21 protein-coding genes are annotated in these 26,681 nt (G+C 38.1%); 2 read left to right on the top strand and 19 right to left on the bottom strand.

What is annotated here, in order from left to right:
* Positions 1 to 641 precede the first annotated feature (641 nt).
* The gene (lldD, locus tag WCP76_RS04695; RefSeq protein ID WP_336294522.1) at positions 642 to 1,790 is read left to right on the top strand and encodes an FMN-dependent L-lactate dehydrogenase LldD; all 1,149 of its coding nucleotides are present in this window, start codon (positions 642 to 644) and stop codon (positions 1,788 to 1,790) included.
* 1,522 nt (positions 1,791 to 3,312) lie between these two features.
* Here lldD and rsmD read toward each other — a convergent pair.
* Positions 3,313 to 3,870, bottom strand: coding sequence for a 16S rRNA (guanine(966)-N(2))-methyltransferase RsmD (gene rsmD / locus WCP76_RS04690; protein ID WP_336294521.1), 558 nt, complete (start codon positions 3,868 to 3,870; stop codon positions 3,313 to 3,315).
* On the bottom strand, positions 3,851 to 5,203 hold the full coding sequence (locus WCP76_RS04685) for a pseudouridine synthase (protein WP_336294520.1): 1,353 nt from the start codon (positions 5,201 to 5,203) through the stop codon (positions 3,851 to 3,853). The genes rsmD and WCP76_RS04685 overlap by 20 nt, the downstream gene beginning before the upstream one ends.
* A 268-nt stretch (positions 5,204 to 5,471) precedes the next feature.
* Here WCP76_RS04685 and WCP76_RS04680 point away from each other — a divergent pair, with 268 nt between their 5' ends.
* Entirely contained in the window at positions 5,472 to 5,918 is a 447-nt protein-coding gene (locus WCP76_RS04680; RefSeq protein ID WP_336294519.1) for a nucleoside deaminase, read from the top strand.
* 409 nt (positions 5,919 to 6,327) lie between these two features.
* On the opposite strand, the gene WCP76_RS04675 is transcribed toward WCP76_RS04680, so the two are convergent.
* The 17 genes from WCP76_RS04675 to gshB all read right to left on the bottom strand — a co-directional run bounded on the left by WCP76_RS04675 (position 6,328) and on the right by gshB (position 26,617).
* Positions 6,328 to 6,594, bottom strand: coding sequence for a hypothetical protein (locus tag WCP76_RS04675; protein WP_336294518.1), 267 nt, complete (start codon positions 6,592 to 6,594; stop codon positions 6,328 to 6,330).
* A gap of 185 nt (positions 6,595 to 6,779) precedes the next feature.
* Positions 6,780 to 9,695, bottom strand: coding sequence for an isoleucine--tRNA ligase (ileS, locus tag WCP76_RS04670; protein WP_336294517.1), 2,916 nt, complete (start codon positions 9,693 to 9,695; stop codon positions 6,780 to 6,782).
* 253 nt (positions 9,696 to 9,948) lie between these two features.
* Entirely contained in the window at positions 9,949 to 10,998 is a 1,050-nt protein-coding gene (locus tag WCP76_RS04665; RefSeq protein ID WP_336294516.1) for an outer membrane protein, read from the bottom strand.
* Positions 10,999 to 11,139: 141 nt separating this feature from the next.
* Entirely contained in the window at positions 11,140 to 11,988 is an 849-nt protein-coding gene (locus tag WCP76_RS04660; protein WP_336294515.1) for an outer membrane protein, read from the bottom strand.
* Positions 11,989 to 12,158: 170 nt separating this feature from the next.
* Positions 12,159 to 12,989, bottom strand: coding sequence for an outer membrane protein (locus WCP76_RS04655; protein ID WP_336294514.1), 831 nt, complete (start codon positions 12,987 to 12,989; stop codon positions 12,159 to 12,161).
* A gap of 482 nt (positions 12,990 to 13,471) precedes the next feature.
* The gene (locus tag WCP76_RS04650; protein WP_336294513.1) at positions 13,472 to 13,792 is read right to left on the bottom strand and encodes a hypothetical protein; all 321 of its coding nucleotides are present in this window, start codon (positions 13,790 to 13,792) and stop codon (positions 13,472 to 13,474) included.
* A gap of 599 nt (positions 13,793 to 14,391) precedes the next feature.
* Positions 14,392 to 15,012, bottom strand: a complete 621-nt coding sequence (locus tag WCP76_RS04645) for a ribonuclease D (RefSeq protein ID WP_336294512.1) — start codon at positions 15,010 to 15,012, stop codon at positions 14,392 to 14,394.
* Positions 15,013 to 16,401: a M20/M25/M40 family metallo-hydrolase gene (locus tag WCP76_RS04640; RefSeq protein WP_336294511.1), complete on the bottom strand. Its 1,389-nt coding sequence runs from the start codon at positions 16,399 to 16,401 to the stop codon at positions 15,013 to 15,015.
* Positions 16,402 to 16,476: 75 nt separating this feature from the next.
* Positions 16,477 to 17,352 (bottom strand): bifunctional DNA-formamidopyrimidine glycosylase/DNA-(apurinic or apyrimidinic site) lyase, encoded by an 876-nt coding sequence (mutM, locus tag WCP76_RS04635; RefSeq protein WP_336294510.1) that lies wholly within the window; start codon positions 17,350 to 17,352, stop codon positions 16,477 to 16,479.
* A 53-nt stretch (positions 17,353 to 17,405) separates the two neighbouring features.
* On the bottom strand, positions 17,406 to 18,653 hold the full coding sequence (locus WCP76_RS04630; protein ID WP_336294509.1) for an aminopeptidase: 1,248 nt from the start codon (positions 18,651 to 18,653) through the stop codon (positions 17,406 to 17,408).
* A gap of 29 nt (positions 18,654 to 18,682) precedes the next feature.
* A complete protein-coding gene (locus WCP76_RS04625) occupies positions 18,683 to 19,534 on the bottom strand; it encodes a cell wall hydrolase (protein ID WP_336294508.1) in 852 nt (283 codons plus the stop codon).
* A gap of 581 nt (positions 19,535 to 20,115) precedes the next feature.
* On the bottom strand, positions 20,116 to 20,838 hold the full coding sequence (gene phoU, locus WCP76_RS04620; RefSeq protein ID WP_336294507.1) for a phosphate signaling complex protein PhoU: 723 nt from the start codon (positions 20,836 to 20,838) through the stop codon (positions 20,116 to 20,118).
* A 22-nt stretch (positions 20,839 to 20,860) separates the two neighbouring features.
* Positions 20,861 to 21,619: a phosphate ABC transporter ATP-binding protein PstB gene (gene pstB / locus WCP76_RS04615; protein ID WP_336294506.1), complete on the bottom strand. Its 759-nt coding sequence runs from the start codon at positions 21,617 to 21,619 to the stop codon at positions 20,861 to 20,863.
* Positions 21,620 to 21,680: 61 nt separating this feature from the next.
* The gene (pstA, locus tag WCP76_RS04610; RefSeq protein WP_336294505.1) at positions 21,681 to 22,970 is read right to left on the bottom strand and encodes a phosphate ABC transporter permease PstA; all 1,290 of its coding nucleotides are present in this window, start codon (positions 22,968 to 22,970) and stop codon (positions 21,681 to 21,683) included.
* Positions 22,967 to 24,427 (bottom strand): phosphate ABC transporter permease subunit PstC, encoded by a 1,461-nt coding sequence (gene pstC, locus WCP76_RS04605; RefSeq protein WP_336294504.1) that lies wholly within the window; start codon positions 24,425 to 24,427, stop codon positions 22,967 to 22,969. Before pstC ends, pstA begins: the two co-directional genes overlap by 4 nt.
* 62 nt (positions 24,428 to 24,489) lie before the next feature.
* Positions 24,490 to 25,536, bottom strand: a complete 1,047-nt coding sequence (locus WCP76_RS04600) for a substrate-binding domain-containing protein (RefSeq protein WP_336294503.1) — start codon at positions 25,534 to 25,536, stop codon at positions 24,490 to 24,492.
* A gap of 142 nt (positions 25,537 to 25,678) precedes the next feature.
* Positions 25,679 to 26,617 carry a glutathione synthase gene (gene gshB / locus WCP76_RS04595; protein ID WP_336294502.1) on the bottom strand — a complete coding sequence of 313 codons (939 nt, stop codon included), beginning with the start codon at positions 26,615 to 26,617 and terminating at the stop codon, positions 25,679 to 25,681.
* Between the last annotated feature and the right edge of the window lie 64 nt (positions 26,618 to 26,681).

Here is a 26,681-nt window from a genome sequence, read left to right as displayed (position 1 = left end):
ATATATGAAAATAATTACTTAACAAAATTTGAATCTTTTCTGTTTATACGTATCCATATTTAAAATTCTTTAAAATGCTCTATGTAAATCAATAGATGCAGGTTTCTATAAATTTTATTAGCAAAAAACCTGCAACATTTAGGATATTGATAGAATGGCATTGTCGGATTCCTGTGCCGAGATTGTTTTTTATTAGCGATCTGTTACATCGTTTTAGGAAGCTTTTATGTATTTATGCTATATGGGCAATAATTGGCCAGATGACTTTGTTAAACCGTGATGTGCAGTATTTTTGCAGCTAACAAAAAGGATATTGCTTTAGAATTGGAATAAGTAACTTAAAAACATCTCTCAGAGAACATTGGCTAATAAAGAGCCTATAAACATCTTAATTCTTAGATACATATTAGTAACATGTAAATTATGATCATTAATTAAGGCAAGTACTGTCAGATTTTTAATTTTGGAAAAAAGTAATAAAAATGTTGTTTTCACCGATTAGTTTTTTTAAACTACAATCTCTGTTATCTGTATCTAGTGAACGGAGTATTTTCTAGAAACGTCTAAATAGAAGGCGTGTGGACTAGTTTTTATTAATTTTAGAATAATTTCGCCTTTCACTCAGGAATAACAGGACCGTTATGATTATTTCTTCAACATTTGATTACAAAAAAGCAGCAAAACGTAGACTTCCTCCTTTTCTTTTTCACTATATCGATGGTGGAGCCTATGCCGAGGAAACGATGCGACGTAATTGTACAGATCTTCAAGCACTTGCACTACGTCAAAGAATTCTGAAGCAGGTTGGTGAAGTTACGCTTTCCACTAAGATTTTTGATCAAGCACTTGACTTGCCAATTATACTTGCACCTGTTGGACTAACTGGTATGTATGCGCGCCGTGGTGAAGTAAAAGCTGCACGTGCAGCAGTTACAAAAGGTATTCCTTTTACATTATCATCAGTTTCAGTTTGCCCCATTGCAGAAATCCAAAAAGCGGTTGGAGATGCATTTTGGTTTCAACTGTATGTTCTCAAAGACCGCGGATTCATGCGTGATGTACTAGAGCGAGCCTGGTTAGCTGGTGTGCGCACTTTAGTTTTTACAGTTGATATGCCCGTTCCTGGTGCACGTTATCGTGATGCGCATTCGGGAATGTCTGGGCCTTATGCTAAATTACGACGTATTTTACAAGCTTTTACCCATCCACACTGGGCGTGGAATGTTGGTGTTATGGGGCGTCCACACGATCTTGGAAATGTTTCTACCTATCTGAAAAAGAATATTGCATTAGATGATTATGTTGGTTGGCTTAGTGAAAATTTTGACCCATCAATTGGTTGGCGTGATCTGCAATGGATTCGAGATTTTTGGAAAGGAAAAATGATCCTGAAAGGTATTCTTGATTCAGAGGATGCACAAGAAGCAGTACAATTTGGTGCCGATGGTATTGTTGTTTCCAATCATGGTGGACGCCAACTTGATGGCGTATTATCAACTGCAAGGGCGCTACCAGCAATTGCAGAAGCCGTAAAAGGTGATTTGACTATTTTGGTGGATTCTGGTATCCGCTCCGGTCTTGATGTTGTACGCATGATAGCACAGGGTGCAGATGCTGTTATGATTGGTCGTGCTTTTGTTTATGCGCTTGCAGCAGAAGGTGAGAAAGGAGTGATTCGTCTCCTTGATCTTTTTGCTAATGAAATGCGAGTAGCTATGACATTGACGGGCGCGCGCAAAATTCAAGAGATCACACACAAAAACTTAGTGAGTGCAAATATTCTCGATTAATCAGAAAGTTTCCTATTATATTCTTTGAATCTTTGAGAAAAAATTTTATCCATTGAAAGTAAAAAGGACACTATTTAGTGCACCTATTATACTTTATTTTCTTTACGGCTTAATGGTACATCGTTACGTGAGAAACACATTAAAATGTCGTTAGATGTTTTATGTATAATTATTTTATTTCCAGCACAGTTGCTGTTATACCATCTCGACTAATGGCGTAATTTGCTAAAACATCTAGTTTTCTTCCACTGCAAATTAGCTCATCTTATATTCCTAATAATCTAAATTTGCATATAATACCCTATCCCCCATAATCAACTTAGAAATTGCATCTTCAAATCCCTACTTATACATATTCTTCAAAGATAACAAAAGATCTATAAAATTTTCAAATCTCTAGCACAGATATATCTAAAAGCAGAATTGTTAGCACACTGGTAATTGTTAATATAATTTCATATTTTGAGGTTCTTCAAAAACTTCAAGATCAATCTGGACAGTTCTTACAATAACAAAAAAGAATTCTTACTCATACCAACTTTGAAGCATTACTATGAATGTCTGTAAATTCATGCTTCCCTAAGCGTATATAAACAAGTATAGAATGCCTGTTCAAAATGGAAAGAATGCAACTGCTATTTCTGTATTATTTGCGGAAGAATAATGCGCATATATTCTGAATTGACTTGTACTAACACTAATGCCAATCAGTCAAACAAATTTTCCTAAAAAGCAACGTCTCTCTTTATTCATTACTTGTCCAAGACGCACACTTTCCAAAAATAAGTTTACGAAGCAATAAATGATTTTTCTATATGAAGCGAAATCCGCTGCAATACCTACTAAGTTTTGTTTAACCATTCCAACTTCTACAATATATTTTGGATACAGTTTTGCAAATTTATAAATTTGCTCCAGATATTCGTAAATTTCCAGTTAAAATAATGATATCTTTATAACAGTCTTATTAATAAATTTGAGGTTTTAAAATTTCACGATAGTTTGAGTTTTTGATGAGAAATATGTATACTCATTCTCTCACTAATTAAATTTGCATCTGAATTTTATTTATAACAATATTGTACTTCTTTGCAGTTTTATGATACCAACCCATATCGTTTTCTATGTAGAAAACTTTACGTCTTTATTATTGCATTCAATAATTACTGCTTTTTGTTTGTCATTATAAGATAGAGGTAATCTGTATTTTCAATTTTATCATACTATCAGCTATCAATTTCTACAACGTGTCATCTAAGACTTGTAAAGTTATCTGATAAAGGCTCTGTTTTTATTAAAAAATCATTCATATCAGTAAGTTGTAGCCTATTTTTATCTATAATCACCGTGAGATTACTCAGTCTATATAAGTGCAGCCTCAAAACAGATCCACCTCTCATTGATAGAAATGAGCATATATAAACGGTTAGAAATTATACTTTGTTATAAAAAATAACAGTATAAAAGCTTACCATAACTTTGATTGGATATAAAACGAATGAGAGCTTTCACAGACCTTAAATTATGATCGCAGTTTATAAAAACGTATTGCCGTCTCACCATAAACACGTTCATCATCTAGATAAAACGTATCAGGTAAATCAATGATTGTATCTTTCTTTTCTTCAAGAATAAAGAGTGTATCAGCTTTTGCCCATCCTCCCCTTAGAGCCTCTACAAAAGCACGCTCACCTAAACAATATCCATAGGGAGGATCAGCATAAATAACATCAAATGGAAGCATTGTCCCAATATTTCCTAGTTTTGTTGCATCGCGACGCAAGATCCGTCCAATTGATTGCAATGCAAAAACTTCAATATTTTTTTGAAGCAATGCACGTCCCTCAACTGAATTTTCAACAAAAACAGCAGCTCTTGCACCACGCGAAAGCGCCTCAATGCCTAAAGCACCCGTACCAGCAAAAAGATCAAGTATACGTTTGTTAACCCAAAATTGTTCTTCTCTGCTCGCAAGAATATTGAAAAGGCTTTCGCGTGTACGATCACTCGTTGGACGAATCGACTGCCCCACAGGGGAAAATAAAACACGCCCAGCGAACTTACCGCCGACGACCCGCACGTGGCTCTCCAAATTGTTTCAATGTTTTCCTACCATTATACACTCTAGTTTTTTTCACAGCATCATCAAATGATTTTGTTCTTCGTGGACTATCAAAAGAACGTTCCTTCTTTCCCAAAATACGCACTTCACCATAAGATGTTTTGTCACGTTTTTCAGCAAAACTAACATCTCTCTTTTTACGTAACCGAACTTCTGATAGCTTCTCCTGATCTGAACTAAAAGATCCCTTCCCGATTAAATTGCTTTTATGATTGTGAGAAACATCTTCACCGTAGAAAGATTTCTTACGTGCACTCTGTGGACGTGCACCAGGAGCCATCCAAACATTACAACGGCGTGAACGAGGTAAAAAATGCTCTGCTTTTCCATTCTCTCTCTTGTCCTTAAGCACAAATTTCTCATCACATTTTGCGCCCAATCGCGACCGATCGTGTTTAGAAAAACCGCTTCTCTGTCCACGCTGTACATTTTTTCCTTTCGAGAAAATCCAGCTATCATTGTTGACAGAAAGCTCCTTGTTGCTTCGTTTTTCTGCGACAACCGCAGAATTTGAAAATGGCTTAAGAATAGGAGCATCAAAATCCGCATTAGCTTGCATAATCAAACGCTCACCCAATTGCTCACGTAACATGCGACCTTTTATCTCACGAACCGCTCCTTCTTCCAAACCAGATAATTGAAATGGACCATAAGATACACGAATTAAACGATTAACCGATAATCCTAAAGCACCAAGAACATTCTTTATTTCACGATTTTTTCCTTCTCTCAAAGCCACAGAAAGCCATATATTTGCCCCCTGTTCACGTTCAATTGATGCTTCAATCGCACCATAAAAAACGCCACCAATCGCAATGCCATTTTTAAGGTTATCAAGCGCACTCTGCTTCACTCTTCCATGAGCACGAACTCGATATTTACGCACCCACCCTGTTAAAGGAAGCTCTAATACACGTGCTAAACCACCATCATTTGTTAGAAGCAAAAGCCCTTCTGTATTAATGTCAAGCCTGCCTACAGAAAGAACACGGGGCATCGCTTTCGGTAAATTGCTAAATACTGTTGGTCTGCCTTCAGGATCACGGTTAGTAGTAACAAGTCCCACCGGCTTGTGATAAAGCCATAACCGTGTTCGCTCTATAGGAGACAAAAGCTCGCCATCTACTTTAATAACATCAGAACGGATAACATTAAAAGCAGGTGTCGTCACAACTTTACCGTTCACAATAATACGACCTGCAAAAATCATCATTTCCGCATCACGACGCGAAGCAACACCAGCACGTGCTAACCTTTTGGCAATCCGCTCACTTTCACTATTTTCATTCATTTGCTCTTTACACCAACCTCTTTCAGCACATTTTGAAAATTATCGACCAAAACCACATGCTTATTCTGAAAAGAGGAAGTAACATAATCATTTATCATTTTCTATCCTTTAGAAGCAATAATATATCGATTTGCTTGCAAGTTGCTTTTAAACATTTTAAAAAAATAATATCCTCTGATTATAAAAAGGTTACAGCTCGTTTCCTTTTACAGTCCTACTCTCTGTGGAAAAGTTGTGCACTCCCCTACCCTTTATTAGAAAGAACACCATGACTTTGACTCCTATGGAAATAGCCCTCTTAGAAGCGCAATGGGCAAACAAAAAAGACGAAGTGCCTGTAGGTGCCATTATCACACGCGGAAACACAATCATCGCCCGCGCTGGTAACTATACAAAAGCTGCGTACGATCCTACAGGACACGCAGAAATGCGGGTAATCCGTATGGCCTGCGCAACATTCCAAAGCGAAAGACTTCCTAACTGCGACCTATATGTAACACTTGAACCTTGTGCTATGTGTGCCGCAGCCATTTCATTTGCGCGCATACGGCGTCTCTATTATGCAATAAGCGATCCTAAAGGAGGTGCTATTGAGCACGGCCCTCGCTTTTATCAGCAGCCAACCTGCCATCACAAACCTGAAATCTATTCTGGCTTTAAAGAAAAAGAAGCTTCTCAACTACTTAAAGATTTTTTTATAAAAAAACGGTGCTAAAAAATTCCTATTTTTACCTAAATCTTATACCTATCTTTTAGTAATATTAGAACTCTTTAAAGATATTAGCAGCTCTCCTTATCTACCAAAACTCGTTTTTGAAGCACTTTTTCTCTCACCCTCTTTAACACTCCGTCCTAAGTCTTATTTATTAACAGAATATAATATTTAGTTAGTTGATGATAACTTAAGGTAGTTTTTAATGAGATACTGATGATACTTTTCGCTTAAAAACATACTACCTAACAACTGAAAAACTCCTATCGTTTCGTTGCCTAGCACTCAACCAAAAAACACTTTCTGAACTAGAGATATTGGTATCTCCATTAACTTATGATACTGTCTAGGGTAAAATAGAAACTCTCCCACCCCAGGATACTGCTTTTGTATTACTGTTCTCCCAAGAGGGCTACCCTGCGCTAACATCTTTCTGAGGTAACGGCAAAACCATGCCCGATCCGAATTCTGGAATAACAAGTTTTGGACGAGGTTTTATAACAAGATGGCTCTCGTTTTTTATTGCTTTTAGCGAAGCAATACTAGCAACATCTTCAAAAAATTGCAATGAAGCTACCTTATCTGTACCATAAGTAGGACCAGACAAACTGCACCCCACTAAAATAAGGCACATGCCCAAAATGTTTACTGAAAATATTTTTACTTCACGTTTTTTCACTACTTACCCACTTCCCTACAGTATATGGCTAATCGATATTTCTTCGATTCATCGGAAACAAACTCCATATCTCTCTCAAAAGTAGGGCAGTCCTGTAATATTACAAAAATTTATTCATCAATAATGTAATTCAAATGATAAAACGCTTTTTCTAGTCCTATGTTTTGCCTTTTTAATCCAAAACTTTAAATCTTTCCGAGCGCCTGCAATTCCCGCAAAGCAGCTGCATCACGAGCAGATACATCAGGATAAGCTGGATCACTCCCAACATCATGGGTATAACGCCATGATCGAGCACATTTTTTACCTAAAGCCCTCTCTGGACATACACTAACACCTTCAACATCACTCAGTGTAAAAGCATTCGCTGGAGGTCTATCCTGAGTAATTGTTAGAGCACTTGTGATACAAATCTCTGCCATATCCAAATTTTCTAACACCTCCAGTAAAGTTGGCTTAGAAATAAAGACAACAGGTGCTGCTTCTAAAGATGACCCAATACGCTTGTTAGCTCGTTCAAGCTCTAAAGCGCCCGTAACAACCTTACGAACCTGCCGAATTTTCTGCCAACGTTCAGCTAAAGATTCGTTTTGCCATTCCCCTGGCGTAGGACGAAACTGCTCCAAATGCACAGAATGACTTTCTGGATAACACTCCAACCAAGCCTCTTCCATTGTAAAAGGTAACATTGGAGCAAGCCACGTTACCATCCGCTCAAAAACTTCACGGATGACCTGCAAAGAAGCTTTACGTTTTTGTGATGAAGGTGCATCGCAATAAAGAGAATCTTTTCGGATATCAAAATAAAATGCTGATAACTCAACTATTAAAAAATCCAATAATGCACGCATAATTTTTTTAAAATCAAACTCATCATAGGATCGGTTAACCAATTGATCGAGTTCAAAAAGCTGATGCAATATAAACTTTTCAAGATCCGGTAATTCACAATAAGGTATTTTTTCTCCTTCATCGTGCACTAAAGTTCCAAGCATCCAACGAATTGCATTTCGTAGTTTACGATACGAATCCACACTTGTTTGAAGGGTTTTTTTACCTAAACGTTGGTCTTCCCAATAATCAGTGGTCATGACCCAAAGGCGAAAAATATCAGCACCAGATGTTTTAATAATCTCTTGTGGAACAACCGTATTTCCCAAGGATTTAGACATTTTTTTACCATTCTCATCTAAAGTAAAACCGTGTGTTATTACCGCTTTATAAGGAGAACAGGCGCGCGTACCGCAACTTTCCAAAAGAGAAGATTGAAACCACCCACGATGTTGATCAGACCCTTCAAAATAAACATCGGCAGGCCATTTCAAATCAGCCCGATATTCTAATACAAAACTATGACTCGCTCCAGAATCAAACCAAACATCAAGAATATCATACACCTGAATCCAAGACTCATGTGCGCGATCACCTAAAAAGCGCTCACGCGCTCCTTCTGCAAACCATGCATCCGCCCCTTCTGCTTCAAACGCCTTCAAAATACGCTCATTCACGCGCTCATCTTTAAGAACAACACCATCCTCATTCGTGAAAATACAAATCGGAACACCCCAAGACCGCTGGCGAGAGAGAACCCAATCAGGACGATCCGCTATCATAGAAGCCAAACGGTTTTGACCAGAAGAAGGAACAAAACGCGTCATCGAAACAGCCTCTAAAGCACGACTGCGCAAAGTTGAACCATCTCCAAGATCTTTATCCATTGAAATAAACCATTGTGGTGTATTACGGAAAATAACAGGCTTTTTTGAACGCCAACTGTGAGGGTAGAAATGCTTTAAACGACCGCGGGCAAATAACCTATCCGCCTTAATTAAAGCGTTAATAACCTCCTTATTGGCATCACCCATTTTTCCGTTGTCATCAATAACACGTGCAGCCCCCCCTTTGCGATCTGGGCCAAAACCAGGTATATCCTTCGTGAAAAAACCAGCATCATCAACAGGAAACGGTATAGATGAATCAATACCAGCCTGCTTCAATAAAGGCTTATACGCATTCCAAATATCAAAATCCTCTCGCCCATGACTGGGTGCTGTATGAACAAAACCTGTACCAGCACTATCTGTTACGTGCGAACCATCAAGCAGCACAATCTTATAATTATATCCCCCAGCAAAACCTTTAAGTGGATGAGAAAGAACCAGTGTTTTAAGTTCTTCAGCTGAAACAACACGTAAACGCTTCAAAACAAGTTTTGCCTTTTCTGCACAGCCAATGGCCAATGCATCAGCAAAGAGAAGCCTTTCTCCAGGTTGAGGACCAACATCATTTTCCGCACTTTCAACTTCATACACCCCGTAAGAAATCTGAGAAGAATAACTAACGGCACGGTTGCTAGGAATCGTCCACGGAGTTGTTGTCCAAATTACGACATAAGCACCATACAAATCATTAGAATCTGTTTCGACAACAGGAAATTTAACCCAAACAACCTCTGATTCATGTTCATGATATTCAATCTCTGCCTCTGCTAAAGCCGTACGTTCTACAACAGACCACATTACAGGTTTTGAACCACGATAAATCTGATCTGATATAGCAAATTTCATTAATTCACGGGCGATGCAGGCCTCTGCATGAAAAGCCATTGTGGTATAAGGAGTTTTAAAGTCTCCAACAATGCCAAGGCGTTTAAATTCTTGACTTTGCACTGTTATCCAATGCTGTGCAAATTCACGGCATTCTTGACGAAATTCGTTAACAGGCACATCATCTTTATTTTTTCCTTGTGCACGATATTTTTCTTCAATTTTCCATTCAATTGGAAGCCCATGGCAATCCCAACCAGGTACATAATTTGCATTGAAACCACGCATTTGAAATGAACGAACAACCACATCCTTTAACACTTTGTTCAAAGCATGCCCTATATGAATGTGGCCATTTGCATAAGGCGGGCCATCATGAAGAGTATAAAGTGGACGGTCTTTTGCTTGTTGACGCAATTGAACATACAGCCCGATCTCTTCCCACCGCGCCATCAGTTCAAGCTCTTTTTGTGGTAGCCTTGCACGCATAGGAAAATTAGTGTGTGGTAGATAAAGAGTTTTTGAATAATCTATCGTTTCATTTTTCACAGTCATTGTGAAATATTCCTGTCCACTTTTACAATTTCACCCTTGCATAACCTCCCTGAACACCCGAAAACTCTGGTTTTTGATCTATAAGGGAAAGCCAAACTAATCATTCATATTAAGCAGCTATCAAGAAGATATACCATCATATTTTTATGGGCTTTATCACGAAACTGTCAAAAAAGGAAACCCCAAAATTATATTCTCAAAAAATTAAAGGCTCCACCATCAGTGGAGCCCCTTAAACAACTCTTAAAACAAATTAAAATTTGTAAGCTACACCAACACGGAAATCATTGGTTTTATATCTAACCTCAAGTTTTTCATTTGCAAATTTCTTTTTACCAAAATCTGCATAACGATATTCTGCACGCACAATAACATTGTCTAGCATTGCAAAATCAACTCCACCACCAAGAGTGTAACCAAGTATCGTCTTCGTGTCATCAGCTATGTTTTTAAAAACAGCTTCCTGTCTATTTTCTTCCTTAAGTGATACCGATACAGTATCTTGGAGCTGCGCATAAGCTAAACCACCAGAAATATAAGGCATAAAGCGATCAGTAGCAAAACCGATACGCATCCGCGTGGCACCAGTCCAATTCTGCTTTAAAGCGTGACCTAAAGCCTCAACTCTATTTTCCTGTTCAAAACCAAGAGCAGAAATCATACTCCTAACTTGTTCTATACTATACACAGCACTGCCTTTTTTATCCATAGATTGTACATTTTGTACGTCATGTCCAGCTGCATTCAACGCACCGTGAGGATAAGCATGGACATTCACATTCGATGCACCATAATGCTGATGATTATAAACACCATCACGCGGTGCACCGTTGTGATGCCCTCCATCGTGTGGCACCGGCTTTACTACTACATGGGCTGACTGCCGAGATCCTGGTGCTAAACCTTCCACTGCAACATTATCAGATGCACCTATAGTAATAGTTTTTGTGTGCTTTTTTCCAGACCAAATTAAATCCGTATCGATACTAAAAATGAAGCTATCGCCAAGATCAATGCTAGAACCTGCGTAAAAACCACCTACGAATCCTGAAAGTTTAGGTGACAAATCCTTACTCATCTGAATAGTTTGGTCTTTACCAACAATAATACTCACATCAGCTTTATTTGAAAAACCACCAGCCTGACTACCCAAATAAAAACCCGTCCACGTAAAATTAGGAGCCACAACAGTTTGTGCTGCAGTTTCTGCTGGTTTATGAGTAATCACAAGATCGGCTGCTTGCACTGCAGAAGCTGAAACCAAAGCAAAAATAGATGTCGCTATTAAACATTTTGTATTCATAAAATATCTCCAAATATCCAAAATGGAATCTATATAGGACATCTCATCTAAAATATCTGTAGTAAAAATAACACAATGATAAAAAAAATAGAGGCTCTGTTAAAAACAGAGCCTCTTTAAGAAATTTAGTTTTCTACTAAATTAGAACTTGTAAGCTACACCAACGCGGAAATCATTCGTTGTGTATTTAAGTTTGTACCCTTCTCCTGCGTACTTACTTTTACCAAAATCTGCATAACGATATTCAGCACGCAAAATAACTTTATCAGTCATTGCGAGGTCAACACCAGCACCAAGCGTGTAACCAAACAGAGTATTTGTATCATTTGTAGCACCGTCTTTATCCACAACAAATACTGGACTTTCAATGTTAGATGCAACACGAGCTACTTTAGATTCTCCTAGACTCTGTACCTGTGTATAAGCAACACCAGCAGAGACATAAGGCAGAAAACGAGGAGCCGCTTCAAAACCAAGACGTACGCGTGTAGCACCAGACCATTTTTCTTTTAAAGTGAAGCTAACTTCGCGAACATCATGCTCGAAGTAATTCTTGCCTGGATCGACAGCAACTTCTTCAGCACCACCAGCAACAACAGCAGCATCAATATCACGCGCAGTATATTGTTCGAAATCCACAATCGTTTTTGTATCACTTTGATCCGCCCAAGCAGCATCCGTTTCAACACCTAAAATAAGACCGTTACCAATATTCATATTGGCACCTGCGTAAACACCAGCCATAAATCCAAAAGGCTTAGGTGTAGCTTCTTTAGGAAGGACAACTTTATTCGTTTCTGAATCACTCACCTGAGTCTTGCTCAAAAAACCACCAGCTTGAGCACCAAGGTAAAAACCTGTCCAAGAAAAGGTGGAAGCCTCAACAACTGGTGCTACCTCATGAGAGGGAGCTACAACATCCGCAGCATGTGCTGCAAAAGCTGAACTCAAAGCGACAAAAGAAGTTGCCATCAAACATTTTACATTCATAAATTTTGCTCCTATTCAATTTATATACGCAATGCTATACGACTACTTAAAAAAAATCTGTAGTAAAAATGACACACTAGTAAAAAATATAGAGACCCTGTCAAAGACAGAGCCTCTGAGTAATTTTGTAAACTAAGCTTCTAATTAGTTAAGTTAAACTTACAGCAACATTAAAACTTGTAAGCTACACCAACACGAAAATCATTCGTTTTGTAAGCAGTTTCATATTTATCCTTTGAGAATTTCTTTTTACCAAAATCCGAGTAACGATACTCCGCACGGAGGACAACATTATTGGTCACTGCCAAATCAACACCAGCACCAAGGGTGTAACCAACCAGCGTCTTTTTTTCATCAGACAGGTTACCAGAAACTAATACACCACCTTTGTCTTTTTCTGTTATTAATATCGATTTGATATCTTGAAGCTGTGTATAAGCAATACCACCAGCAATATAAGGCATGATACGTTCAGCAGCAAAACCAAGACGTACCCGCGTAGCACCAGACCACTTTTCTCTCAATGTGAAGCTGTGCACTACTTTATCGCCATTATGGAGTCCCCGCCCACCAACATTAATACCGACCCCTTTTAGGATTTCTTCCAAAGGTGGCAATTGATTTTCAACAATCCCATATGCTTTCGCCGCTTTAGTATCATCTTTATCAGACCACATAATATCTGTATCAACACCTAAAATAAGACCACCGCTGAGATCAATATTAGAACCTGCATAAAGACCACCAATGAAACCAGAAGGTTTAGGTACAAACTCTTTATTAATAAGGATATTTTTTTCCGCAAGAATATCCATTTTAGGTTTACTTGCAAAATTACCAACCTGACCACCAAGATAAAAACCTGTCCAAGAAAAAGTAGGAGCAACAATAACCGGTGCAACGGGTGTAGGATTTTGGGGAACAATAACATCCGCTGCATGCGCTGCCGAAGCCGAAACAAAAGCGAAAGCAGAAGCTGTTATTAACCGTTTCATATTCATAATTTTTCTCCATAACTTAATATTTGAACACACGGTTTCATATAGAGCCCCAATGATAGATATCTGTAGCAAAAATGACACACTCACAAAAAAAACAAAAAGTCCGCTTATCCATTAATAACGCCACACAAACTGTAATAAGATGATATGCCCTTCTCCATATTCTAGCTTCTTTTTTTAAAATAAAATTTTACGTATTTATTTTTTTGAAATAGAAGCTTATCATCTTACTTCTACGCTTCCTTCCGACCCTCTAAAGAATCTTTATTTGTCTGGCATGATGATTTTTCATCTATTTATAGCTCTCTATAAAACTAAATTATATTAACTCACCCCAGAAAAAACTTCTGACGAATAAAAAACACTTGAAAACATTAACCACCAAAAAGGCCCTCCCCCCAAGTTTTAAGCTAGTCCTCCCCTCAAAACCCTGTAGATTATTCAAGAGCAAAATACATATCTTAACGTCGTTTCTTCGTTTACTAAAAACTCATCGGGCTTCTCAAAAACAGGTTTGTCCGTGTTCTTTTGCCCGAAAACCTTGAACCTCTTCTTTTAGGCGAAGATAATACAGGCACAAACTTAACAGCCGCTTTCTCTTGCTCACTATCAATACCAGAAAATTTTCTTTGAAAAGCTTCAGCTAAAGGGTTACTAAGCTGTAGACTCTCAAGAAAACTTTTAGAAGAAACAACAGAAGATATTCCTTGTACCAGCTTTTGAGAAGTTACAAGACTAGCTCCTTGAGCTACAGTAACTGAAATAAAAGTTGCAAAAGCTATAATAAAATATTTCAAATTCATAGATCTATCTCCATACAAATATCCATAATGTATTTTACGTAGTGCTCTCACTTCAAATTTCCATAAAAAAAATGATACACTTATAGATAAAAATACAGAACTCTCAAAAAACGGATACTTACAGCACTTTAATTTGAAGATAAATTAAAATTTTAAACTATACCAAGATAGAAATCACTTGTTTTTTTACAAAAAAATACAACCCAGCATCAGTCACAAAATAAACAAAACCAGCTGTTACCAACATACCTCTCTAGCGAAAATATTTTTGCTCATATATTCAGTGCGATTGCAACAGCACTCGTATAACTAGAAACCTGTTATACGATATTATGGGTTATACTTTTCTCCTCCTTCCATAAAACTGCTTCTTGTAGACTAAAAAAAGAGCTACTCACAAAAGCACATATTGATAATATACTTTCTTGTTTCTATGTTCAAATTCAGTAGTACTGACTATACTAAGAGTTATACCGTAATAACACTATCATCAAAATAAACAGCAGAACAAAACACCCATAAATATATGAAGCATTTTGTTCTGTTGTATCAATATTTCACTTCTTCTTACTTCTATTCAAAATAGCAAATTTTTGAACTCAACTATGCGCAAAAATATCAACCTCTAACCATCCCAAAAGATCAAGTTTTGCTCTCATAGGCAAAAATTGAAAACATGCCTTTGCAACATCTTCCCGCTCTTCACGTCTTAAACGTTCTTCAAATATATCTTTTAAGCGATGCAAATACAAAACATCTGATGCAGCATATTCAATTTGCGCGCGTGATAATGTTCCTGCTGCCCAATCCGAGGATTGCTGTTGCTTAGAAATATTCACATTCAACAATTCATTACAAATTTCTTTTAATCCATGACGATCCGTATAAGTCCGCGTGAGTTTTGAAGCAATTTTTGTACAAAAAACCACATCTGGCATAACGCCGAATGTATGCGCTAAAATAGAAAGATCAAAACGCCCAAAATGAAATATTTTAGTGATTGCCTTATCTTCAAGCAATCTTACCAAATTTGGCGCACTTTTTTGTCCTTTAGCAATCTGTATAACGTCAGCAGTACCATCTCCAGAAGAAAGTTGAACTACACATAAACGATCACGATACGGTTGCAATCCTAGAGTTTCGGTATCAATCGCAACGGTATCAACTTTATAATTATCTAAGTTTGGTAAATCACCTTGGTGAACACGAATCTCTGTCATCTATTCTCCTATTTTTTCTAAAGCTGCAAGAATACGCGCCCAAGACCTCTGTCCCTTATGAAATGATTTCAGGTTATATTTTTCATTAGGCGAATGAATACGATCATTATCTAGTGCAAATCCAACTAAAACGGTTTCCATACCAAGAATTGACTGAAAGTCTCCAACAACTGGTATAGAGCCACCCATAGCGGTTAATAAAGCAGGATTCTTCCACTCTTTCGATAAAGCACCCTTTGCCGCTTCAATAAAAGGTGAATCGTAGGAAAGCTGAATCGCTGGAGAAGCACCGTGCTCTTTAAATGAGACTGTACAGTCAGCAGGAATAGAGTTGCACACATAGTCCCGAAAAGCTTGACGTATTTTCTTTGGATCTTGCTTATGCACTAAGCGAAAAGAAATTTTTGCACTTGCTTGAGAAGCAATGACCGTTTTAAATCCTTCACCCTCATAGCCACCGCTAATACCATTGATTTCTGCCGTAGGACGAGCCCATATTTGTTCTAAAATAGTCCGTCCCTTTTCGCCAGCAGGAATGGAAAGACCTACAGGATCTAAAAACGTCTCAGCATTACACCCAAGCTCATTCCATGATTGCAAAATATGTGAAGGCGTTTCTTCCACACCATCATAAAACCAAGGAAGTGTTACCCGACCATTTTCATCATGAAGCCCAGCTAAAATTTTGGTTAAAATACGAATAGGATTGGCTGCTGCTCCTCCAAAAGAACCAGAGTGCAAATCACAATTAGCGGCTTTAATAGTAACCTCTTCTCCTAAAATACCCCGAAGACCAACGGCGATTGACGGTGTATCTGCATCCCACATTGCTGTATCACACACCAATGCACAATCAGCCTTCAGCTCATCGGCATTTGCTTTCAAAAAAGGAATAAGAGAAGGAGAGCCACTTTCTTCTTCCCCCTCAAATAAAACAGTAACTTTAACAGGAAGCTGCCCTACCTCCTGCTTAAAGGCACGACATGCTTCAATAAAGGTCATAAGTTGCCCCTTATCATCTGAGGCACCACGAGCACAAATAACTTTTTCTCCATTGCGTTCTTTTAAAGAAGGTTCAAATGGATCACCTTCCCATAAACTTAGGGGATCAACTGGTTGAACATCATAATGCCCGTAAAACAAAACATGTAAACAACCCTCAGAAGCCCCTGGATGATGCCCAACAACCATCGGATGGCCAGATGTATCTCGGCGTGAAACATCAAATCCTATACTTTTTAAATCCTCCACTAACCAATCAGCTGTTTTACGACATGCGTCCTTATAAGATGGGTCTGTAGAAATTGATCGAAAACGCAAAAGAGAAAAAAGACGTTCAAGGCTATTGTCTAAATTCGCATCAAGATGTGTTAATACTTTATTCAACATAAAAAAATCTCTCGAACCTTGTATAATTGTAAATATGACTTTAAGCCTCTTATAAGATTTTGCAAGATATCTTCTTCATTTTTGGCACTGTGAACAGTAAAAACTTGAACGCCCAGACTGTAAAATACGCACGATAGGCGTTCCACACCGCAAGCATTTCTCGCCTTCTCTTCCATAAACTGAAAAAGTGTGCTGAAAATAACCAAGTGAGCCATCTACATGTATATAATCACGTAAAGAAGATCCACCAGACAAAATAGCTTCAATAATCACATTGCGTATATTCTGCGCTAAAGAATCTGCAAATTTGCGTGCACATATATTACTTGATGCTAATGTAAATGCACTCCGTTGTGGAGACAAGCGACTACGCCAAAGCGCTTCGCAAACATAAATATTCCCGAGACCAGAAACGACAGATTGATCAAGCAAAACACTTTTAAGAGATCTTTTTTTATTAACAAACACCTCTTGTAAATAACTACCAGAAAACGCATTATCCATAGGCTCAAGCCCTAGCTTTTTTAAAAGCGGATGTTCATAAAGCTTGCTTGTATCTACTAAAAGCATAAATCCAAAACGACGAACATCATTGTAAACCAGACGATAAACGTTGCCTGCTTTTACTTGAACGTCCATGACAAAATGATCATGCGTAATAAATTTACCGGAAGCAGAAGACGTTTTTTTTAAAAAATCACTCTCTACACGCCATGATCCTGACATTCCTAAATGACTTAAAATAGTCTCATGCTGCGAAAGATGAAATAACAAATATTTTGCACGCCGACAAAGTTCTATAATTGTCCTACCCATGAGCCGTTCAGAAAATGCCTCAGGAAAAGGAAACCGTAAATCTCTGCGATTAAGTGTGACAGATATAATCTTTGCATCAGTCACAACAGGTTCAAGTCCACGACGAACCGTCTCTACTTCAGGAAGCTCAGGCATCTATTTCTAATCACTACGCGCTTTTCCAACAATACCATAAAAAAACAATAATATTAAGCCCACTCACCCTTGCGAAATACGGGAACTCTCATACCATCCTGCATAATGCCATCTATATCGAGATCTCCTGATCCAATCATCCAATCAATATGAATCACACTTTTATTGCCACCACGCGCTGCAATTTCCTCTGCAGTTAATGTAGATCCACCTAAAAAACACTTCGAATAACACTGTCCTAATGCAATATGACATGAAGCATTCTCATCAAATAACGTATTATAAAAAAGAAGATTACTCCTAGAAATCGGTGAAGAATGTGGAACAAGAGCAACTTCGCCTAATCGACTCGCACCTTCATCACTTTGCAAAATCTTTTGCAAAACTTCATGCCCCTTCGAAGCACGTGCATCAACAATACGTCCCGCTTCAAATCGCACCTCAATATTATCAATTAGTGTCCCTTGATAAGAAAGAGGCTTCGTAGAACTAACAAAACCTTCAACCTTATAAGCATGAGGAGTGGTGAATACTTCTTCTGTCGGAATATTGGGATTGCAGACAACACCATTTTTAGCAGTGGATGCACCCCCATGCCATTCATGATCATCCGCCAAACCAACTAGTAAATCGGTTCCAAATCCTTTAAAATGCAAAGAAGAAAAACGCTTCTCATTAAGCCAAGATGACCGTTTTTTCAAAGTCGTATTATGCACAGTCCACGCATACACTGGATCCTCTTCTGTAACACGTGAAGCAGAAAAGATTGCGTCAGCTAACTTCTTAATTGCCTTATTAAGTGGCAAAGAAGGAAACATAGTCTCAGCCCATCCGGCTGTTGGATAAGCAACAATCGACCAATTTATAGCAAAATTTGATATTTCTTTGAGAGCTGGCTGATAAGCTATTGAAGTAGCCTTATTTAAACGCGCGACCTTATCAAAATCTTGATTAGAGAGCAGCGAAGGATTATCCCCAACTATAGCTAAACGCGCAGCTCCATTTTCAAACGCTTTCGCCATCCCCGCATATAGCCAAGAAGGTGCACAATTAAAACTAGCAGCATGTGCATTTTCAAAACGAATAAGCGATAACATATCATCACTGAAAAGTGGTACTACTACACCAGCACCAAGCTTATAAGCATGATATACAACACGCCGAACAAAAGGTAATGCCGAAACTGGAGCAGTCAAAACAAGATCCTGCCCTTCTTGTAAATTCAACCCGACTTTTACTGCAACTTCTGCAAGACGGTTCAGCATTGCAGGCGAAATTATCTCAGGAATATCAGAGTACACTAGCAATATCTTTCTTTCGTTATAAAAAACTATCGACTTCTGTATTGCTTTTCTAATACTGCAACAATTGTTCTTAACTGATATGATGAGGGCACAGCATGAGCCATAATTAATTTGCTTTCTTCTTCCTCATCTTGACGATTAGGTGCATATGCAGGAATAGGAACTTTATCAAGCTGTACTACAAAAAAAGACGCAGTATGTGCCTCGTTCTCTTGTGCTACTTTTATTGAAGAAGATATACTTCGTTTTTCTTCTGCTTTAATTTCTTCACTTATTATACTTTCATCCATAAAACTCGGTGCATTACTAAAGCGCTCTTGAGCAAAAGCATACGCAACATTATAAGGACGATCATTAGTAGGAACCTGAAGTGATCCATCACGTGAACGTTTTTCATAAAAAGCATTCCCTCCTGCAACACGAACATAGTGCATATTTTTATAGGGAAAAGATAAACCTGCGGTATGAAAAAACTTAGCGTTTTTAAGTTTTTTATCCCGTTCACCGTGTAAAACAGCATCAGCTGCCTCTCTAGCACGATCCACAGATGCCGGCTCAGCCATAGGACGCGTTAAAACACCGGGAGCAAACTGTTTATACTGACCAACAACACCACAAATCGTTTTTGGATAGACCGTTGAATTAACACGATTCATAACAACTGTCCCAACTGCAATCATTCCTTCACGGCTTGTACGATTCGATTCAAAATACATTGCACGCATAAGGCACTGACGCTCTGTTAATGGATACATTACTGTTTTTGGTCTCTCCTTATCATTCACTTTTCCAGCACCAAAATGATTTGAAGTACATCCCGCAATAACCAACGGCGCTAAACAACAAGCAACCAAAACAGTCCAGCAATTTTTTTTCATCTTACACAACAAATTTTTATACCTTTGAAGTATTCACAAAATCAAAGAATTTTAATGCACCTTCAAAGAGCGTACACGATTAAGTGTCACCACTTAGTAAAATTTTGGTATAAGCAGTAACTAAAGTATACTTATACAAAATAAAATAAAAAACTCTTAACTTACAGATAAATATTTTCATTATTAATGGCAAAATTTAACCACACAATATCAACCCTCATACTTCAACCGCAACCGTAATAAAACACCTCAAGTGATTCTCAATACGAAAAACCTACACAACTAAAACTTCTTACATCAATATTTAAAAAATCAACATGAACATCACGTTGTATGCAAATCTTCTAAAATAGGTAAAAGGAAACTTACCTTCTTACTAAAATATAAACGGTGATATCACCCAATACCCAAATATATTAAATTAAGAACTAAAGATCCGCTATATTACCTTGAAAAGTCTCTCCATCACTTCTATGCACTTGACCATTACGCCTATCATATTCCATAGTACAACCATACTACAAGAAAGTGCTCAATTGTTTTACCTTTAACGATTATATCTTATATACAAGAAGAGAACTTTAATCTATTTCCTTCTTACTTACCCCAACTTTATAAGTAAGATCATCGCGAGGACGATCAGAAGACATATGGTAACCCGTTATGATATAATGCAGCATTTCAGCAATATTGGTGACATGATCACCAATTCTTTCAATATTTTTTAAACAAAAAAGTAAGTGCGTACAAACTGTAATATTGTCCGTATCTTCCATCATATAAGTCAAAAGCTCACGAAAAAGAGAAGTATACAGAGCATCAATTTCACCATCACGCTCGCGTACCGCATCAACACTATCCAATAAACGATCGGTGTAAGCATTTAGTACCTCTTTTAACTGATTTATTGCTAAAGCTGTAATTTTTTCAAACCCATGATAAAAAGCTGCAGATTGACGTGTTTTTGAAATAATAACCGTCCGTTTAGCAATGTTTTTAGCCATATCCCCAATCCGCTCAAGATTAGAAGAAATCCGAATGGCACCAACAATTTCACGAAGATCAACAGCCATAGGTTGACGTTTACAAATAATGGTAATCGCTTTCTCATCAATATCACGTTCTGTTTCATCTAAAACCAAATCATCCGCTATAACTTTCGTCGCAAGCTGAAGATCGCTACATACAATTGACGCTACAGAACGTTCAATCATTTTTTCTGCATGACAACCCATTTCTGTAATTCTTGCTTTCAAATATTTTAGTTCTGCATCATAAGAACGAACAGTATGGTTCAGAGACATACCTTAATACTCCTCAATTTGCCTAGCCAAAACGCCCTGTAATATAATCCTGCGTACGCTGTTCTCTTGGTGAGGTGAAGATCATTTCAGTCGTAGCAACTTCCACCAAATGCCCCAAATGAAACATAGCCGTATATTGAGAAACACGCGCAGCTTGTTGCATGGAGTGCGTAACAATAACAATAGTATAATTTTTCCGCAATGCATCAATAAGTTCTTCGATACGTGCTGTTGCAATTGGATCAAGAGCCGAACAAGGTTCATCCATCAAAATAACTTCGGGACTTATCGCAATAGCGCGCGCAATACACAAGCGTTGTTGCTGTCCTCCTGATAAACTTGTTCCTGCCTCATGAAGACGGTCTTTTACTTCTTCAAATAAACCCGCCTGCCTCAAACTCTTTTCAACCACATCATGCAATTCTGTACGCGATTTGACTAAACCGTGAATGCGTGGTCCATAGGCAACATTTTCAAATATAGATTTTGGAAAAGGACTTGGCTTTTGAAAAACCATCCCAACACGAGCACGCAATTCTACAACATCAATCCGCGGGTCATAAATATTTTCTCCATCTAAAGTAATAAGGCCCGTTATTTTAGCACCTTCTATCATATCATTCATACGATTAAAGCAACGCAGAAAAGTAGATTTTCCGCAACCTGAAGGGCCTATCAAAGCTGTAACTTGATGTTCAGGAATATCAAGAGTAACACCATGAAGCGCTTCTTTGCCCCCATAAGAAACCTTCACATCCTGACCACGCATTTTAATTTTCATTACAACAACTCACCTTACTTAAAAATAAAAAAATATAAAAATCAACGTCTTATAAAAATTGCTAGCGTCGCTCAAATCGCCGACGTAAAAAAACAGCAAAAATGTTCATGATAGCGAGAAAAATCATTAATACGATAATAGCACCCGAAGTCTTTTCAACAAAAGCGCGTTCTGCTTCACCAGCCCACATAAAAATCTGAACAGGCAAAGCTGTCGCTGGATCCATTGGTGTAGTAGGAACATTCGCAACAAAAGCAACCATTCCAATCAAAAGCAAAGGAGCAGTTTCACCCAATGCCTGAGCCACACCAATAATCGTACCAGTCAGAATACCAGGCACAGCTAAAGGAATAACATGATGAAATACCATTTGTGTTTTCGATGCCCCCAATCCTAAAGCTGCCGCACGAATAGAAAGAGGAACAGCTCGCAAAGCAGAGCGTGTCGCAATAATAATCGTTGGCAGCGTCATAAGAGCTAAAACAAGTCCACCAACGAAAGACGCTGAACGTGGTAACCCAAAAAAATTAACAAAAACAGCAAGCCCTAAAAGACCAAAAACAATCGAAGGAACAGCTGCAAGATTATTGATATTGACCTCAATAAAATCTGTAAACTTATTTTTACGTGAATATTCTTCAAGATAAAGAGCCGTTGCTACTCCTAGTGGTAACGAAACGGCTAAAACTATAGCTATCATATAAAAAGAGCCAACTATTGCAACGCCTAACCCCGCAGTTTCAGCACGACTTGAGGCACCAAGTGTAAAAAAACCGAAATTGAATGTTTTATAAAGTGTACCGTCATGAACCAAATCCCTCATCCATTTTATTTGGCGATTGGAAATTTTGCGCTTTTTTTCTGCTACATGCAAATCAATCTGCCCTTTATAGGCGGAATCAATATTAGCTTCCGCTAAAACTGTGATTTTTTGTGTTGTCCCAATCAATTTTGGATTCTTCATCACCATCTCACGCAACTGAATCCGTACACTTTTTGAAAACATACGATTAACATCTCGCAAAGACGCCCGATCATTTTGATCAATACCAAGTTTTTTCAACAAAGCATTACGTACAAGAAGTGGATAATTCGCAGTCATTAATATCTGTGGATTTGTATTACGTTGGCCACTTGGATCAATCACCTCTTCATCTAAATAAACAGATAATGTCATTTTACTTTGAAAAAAAGCTGGATAACCCTGACTAATTACAGAGTAGACAAGAGCAGACAAAAAAAACAAACCAATAAAAATGGCAATCAAACCATATGCACGGAAACGGCGTTCAGCCCAATATCGACGTCTCAGACCAATATTACGTCGATGCGAAAAAAAATCCTCATTCATTCATATTGTTCCCGATATTTACGCACAACAGAAAGAGCAAGAATATTCATTAAAAGAGTCATAATAAAGAGTGTCATACCCAAAGCAAAAGCTACAAGAGTTTGTGGAGAATTAAACTCAAAATCACCCGTCAATTGATTAACAATCTTAACCGTCATAGTAGTCATTGCTTCGAATGGACTAAAGGTTAAATTTGGGGCAACACCTGCCGCAAGAACCACAATCATTGTTTCCCCAACTGCACGTGAAGCTGTCAACAAAATCGCCCCTATAATTCCTGGAAGCGCCGCCGGTATAATTACCTTTTTAATCGTTTCAGATTGCGTTGCTCCTAAACCATAAGATCCTTCACGCAAAAAACGTGGAACAGCCGTAATAACATCATCTGATAAAGAGGAAACAAAAGGAATCAACATAATTCCCATCACAATTCCAGCTGTCAAAACACTTTGAGCCATAATAAAACCAACACCACCAGAGAGAGAAGCAGAAAGATCACGTAAAAATGGTCCCACAATCTTCAAAGCAAAAAAACCATAAACAATGGTTGGAATACCGGCAAGGACTTCCAACAATGGCTTCACAACTGACCGCAATCGAGCAGAGGCATACTCAGCCATATAAAGAGCTGAAAATAATCCTATAGGAACAGCAAAAAACATTGCGACAAACGCAATATAAAGCGTGCCGGCGAGTAACGGTATTAAACCAAATTCTCCCACCTCATTTCCTGAACCGCCAGCCGAAAAACGTGGATCCCAAACTGTTCCAAAAAAGAAATTTGAAAAGGATACATACTGAAAAAAACTTATCGTCTGAAAAAACATGGAGAGCACAATACCGACTGTCGTCAAGATCGCAACTATAGACGCACAAACCAATGCAGCTACAATCAAATACTCAACCTTATTGCGGGCACGTTGATGCGGAGTAATCTGTATAATCCCACAGATAAAGCCAAAGATTGCAATTATAAAAAGGAAACAATACCCAATAAACTGCAGCTTTTCAGAAGAAAAATACCATGACTGTGCTATCCTTAACACATCATCTGGTACTTCATTAGGTAAAATTATCCCCTTTGATAATAATTGCGTCCGTACTTCTTCATACGAAGCACTGACAAGATTTCCCTCAAAGCAATGAATAACTTTGACAAGATTGCGAATAGTCCCCAAAATAAGGTCATGATTAACAATCTCTGCTACACGCGCACTATATGCTCCGAGTTCTCGTGAAGCGCTATAATCTAAATAAACTGCACTTCCACAATCCCAAAAAATCAAAAAGACAAAAGCTGGAATAACCGTTATTAAGAATGTCCACCAGCCATAATAATACGCGCGAGAATGCATTTTATATTTCGCGTATTCAAGATAGCGAGCCCGTATATAAGAAATACAAAAGCCAATACAACCAAAAATTAATAATAGAAAAATAATGGAGAAAATACGCATATTATTTTTCAACTTTTACAAAAAAGCAACACAAGAACCCCCTACATTGCAAATTCAAAGGATTATTTCAAAATCATTACAGTACCAGTGGAAAAAGCAGAACGCTGTACCTGCCGCTCTTTTTCAGACGCCACAATCAAACCATATTCAGCCAATGGGCTATCTGGGCCAATCATTTGATCAGAAATAAAAAAGTCGACATATTCCCGTAAACCTGGAATAATACCTAAATGTGCTTTTTTAACGTAGAAAAACAGTGGACGAAAAACCGGATATTCACCACTGGAAATTGTTTCAGCGGTTGGCGCAAAACCATTAACATTTGCAACCTTTAATCTATCAACATTATTTTCATAAAAAGAAAAACCAAAAACACCAATCCCTGTTCTATTAGAAACTAGACGAGCAAACGTTTCAGAATAATCACCATCAATATCAATGACCTTTCCATCCTTACGCACAACAACACAAGCAGCATTAATCGCTTTATTATCCATCCCCAAAGCTTGCATTACTTCAATTGCTCCACTATCCCTACACCCTACAGATAAAAGTTTTTCTTCAAAAATCTCACGCGTTCCATGCTTTTCTCCAGGAATATAGGCCTCTATCTCCCAATCAGGAAGAGCGCTATTGACTGTGCTCCATTTTGAAACTTTATTTGGCTGCAACTTTCCATTTATAACAACCTGAGCAGCCAGTGCTCTGTAAACATCCACTGGACGCAATTTCCAATCAGGACTATTTATATCTGTTGCAAGCACAATGCCATCATACCCAATGCGTATTTCTTCAACATCTTTTACACCAGCATCAAAACAAGAGTGCAATTCACTCATCTTCATTGGTCGCGAAGCACTAACAATATCAATTGCATTCTCCCCAATGCCACGACAAAACTCCTTAATACCAGCCCCTGTCCCGCCAGACTCGATCACTGGAACCTTAAAATGAGGATAAATTTCTCCAAATATCTCAGCAACAATTCTTTGATAAGGTAAAACTGTAGACGAGCCTACAATCTGAATTTGATCACGCGCATTGCCAACATTAATGGACAACAGTGCTGCCAAAACCGCTCCCACCACAACTGATAACACTCTGCTCATCCATAAACTCCCTAAAGTTTAGACCAAGGCCTCTCGTTCATAGCATACGATAATTCCCGTTCATAGATGCAGTATAATAAATATAAAATAAAGTAACATTGATAATTTAAAAAACAGGTCTTCACTCTCTGTGCAAGTAAATTTAACTTGAACACTTGAACTCAACAACGTCCCAGAAAAGTTGAGCAACATCTGTGCCACTAAAACGTTTAATTTCTCGAATTCCAGTAGGAGATGTCACATTTATTTCTGTTATATAATCTCCAATCACATCAATTCCCACAAGAAGAAGCCCACGTTCCTGCAAAGCTGGACCTATGCGTTCGCAAATCTCATAATCACGTTTTGTTAAATCAATATTTTCTGCGTGACCTCCAACATGCAGATTAGAACGAATATCCGTCTCTTCTGAAATCCGATTAATTGCTCCGACAGGCTTACCATCAATCAAAATAATCCTTTTATCTCCTTTCCGCACCGCATCTAAATATCGCTGCACAATAAAAGGTTCTCGATAAAGTTCTGCAAACATTTCCAGCAGTGATGCAAAATTGCGATCCTCCTTTTTCAAATGAAAAACACCAACACCTCCATTGCCATAAAGCGGCTTAACAATAATGTCACCAAACATAGCTCTAAAAGCCGTTATTTCTTCAATATCTTTCGTAATCAACGTTTCTGGCATTAAATCTGCAAACTCAGTCACAAAAATTTTTTCTGGGCTATTGCGTACCCATGCTGGATCGTTCACAACAAGCGTCTTAGGATGAACACGCTCTAACAAATGAGTTGTGGTGATATAATTGAGATCAAAAGGCGGATCCTGACGTAAAAGAACCACATCCATATCCGTTAACCGCGTGCGAATAGATTTTCCTAATTTATAATGACACCTCTCTTCATCATGTACCGTCAATGGCTCTAGTCGCACAATCACACAACCATCACGCAAAGATAAGCGATCTGGTGTATAATGGAAAAGAGAGTGTCCACGTTCTTGTGCTGCTAAAGCAAGTGCAAACGTCGTATCTCCTTGAATCCGAAGTGTTGAAATATGATCCATCTGAATGGCAATTTTCATGAATAAAACCTTCCTATAATCGAAAGCGGGCTAGTCTGTGCGCCATAAACTTAGTAAACAATAA

This window comes from Bartonella vaga (genome assembly GCF_037070895.1).
Classification (GTDB): Bacteria; Pseudomonadota; Alphaproteobacteria; order Rhizobiales; family Rhizobiaceae; genus Bartonella.
Note: the sequence above shows the minus strand (reverse complement) of the source record. Positions and strands in the feature narration are given on the sequence as shown.

What these genes read in the sequence shown, in the direction of transcription:
- lldD (WP_336294522.1), top strand. Translation starts at nt 642, where the DNA reads ATGATTATTTCTTCAACATTTGATTACAAAAAAGCAGCAAAACGTAGA.
- WCP76_RS04685 (WP_336294520.1), bottom strand. Translation starts at nt 5,203, where the DNA reads ATGAATGAAAATAGTGAAAGTGAGCGGATTGCCAAAAGGTTAGCACGT.
- WCP76_RS04680 (WP_336294519.1), top strand. Translation starts at nt 5,472, where the DNA reads ATGACTTTGACTCCTATGGAAATAGCCCTCTTAGAAGCGCAATGGGCA.
- ileS (WP_336294517.1), bottom strand. Translation starts at nt 9,695, where the DNA reads ATGACTGTGAAAAATGAAACGATAGATTATTCAAAAACTCTTTATCTA.
- WCP76_RS04665 (WP_336294516.1), bottom strand. Translation starts at nt 10,998, where the DNA reads ATGAATACAAAATGTTTAATAGCGACATCTATTTTTGCTTTGGTTTCA.
- WCP76_RS04660 (WP_336294515.1), bottom strand. Translation starts at nt 11,988, where the DNA reads ATGAATGTAAAATGTTTGATGGCAACTTCTTTTGTCGCTTTGAGTTCA.
- WCP76_RS04655 (WP_336294514.1), bottom strand. Translation starts at nt 12,989, where the DNA reads ATGAATATGAAACGGTTAATAACAGCTTCTGCTTTCGCTTTTGTTTCG.
- WCP76_RS04650 (WP_336294513.1), bottom strand. Translation starts at nt 13,792, where the DNA reads ATGAATTTGAAATATTTTATTATAGCTTTTGCAACTTTTATTTCAGTT.
- WCP76_RS04645 (WP_336294512.1), bottom strand. Translation starts at nt 15,012, where the DNA reads ATGACAGAGATTCGTGTTCACCAAGGTGATTTACCAAACTTAGATAAT.
- WCP76_RS04640 (WP_336294511.1), bottom strand. Translation starts at nt 16,401, where the DNA reads ATGTTGAATAAAGTATTAACACATCTTGATGCGAATTTAGACAATAGC.
- mutM (WP_336294510.1), bottom strand. Translation starts at nt 17,352, where the DNA reads ATGCCTGAGCTTCCTGAAGTAGAGACGGTTCGTCGTGGACTTGAACCT.
- WCP76_RS04625 (WP_336294508.1), bottom strand. Translation starts at nt 19,534, where the DNA reads ATGAAAAAAAATTGCTGGACTGTTTTGGTTGCTTGTTGTTTAGCGCCG.
- phoU (WP_336294507.1), bottom strand. Translation starts at nt 20,838, where the DNA reads ATGTCTCTGAACCATACTGTTCGTTCTTATGATGCAGAACTAAAATAT.
- pstB (WP_336294506.1), bottom strand. Translation starts at nt 21,619, where the DNA reads ATGAAAATTAAAATGCGTGGTCAGGATGTGAAGGTTTCTTATGGGGGC.
- pstA (WP_336294505.1), bottom strand. Translation starts at nt 22,970, where the DNA reads ATGAATGAGGATTTTTTTTCGCATCGACGTAATATTGGTCTGAGACGT.
- pstC (WP_336294504.1), bottom strand. Translation starts at nt 24,427, where the DNA reads ATGCGTATTTTCTCCATTATTTTTCTATTATTAATTTTTGGTTGTATT.
- WCP76_RS04600 (WP_336294503.1), bottom strand. Translation starts at nt 25,536, where the DNA reads ATGAGCAGAGTGTTATCAGTTGTGGTGGGAGCGGTTTTGGCAGCACTG.
- gshB (WP_336294502.1), bottom strand. Translation starts at nt 26,617, where the DNA reads ATGAAAATTGCCATTCAGATGGATCATATTTCAACACTTCGGATTCAA.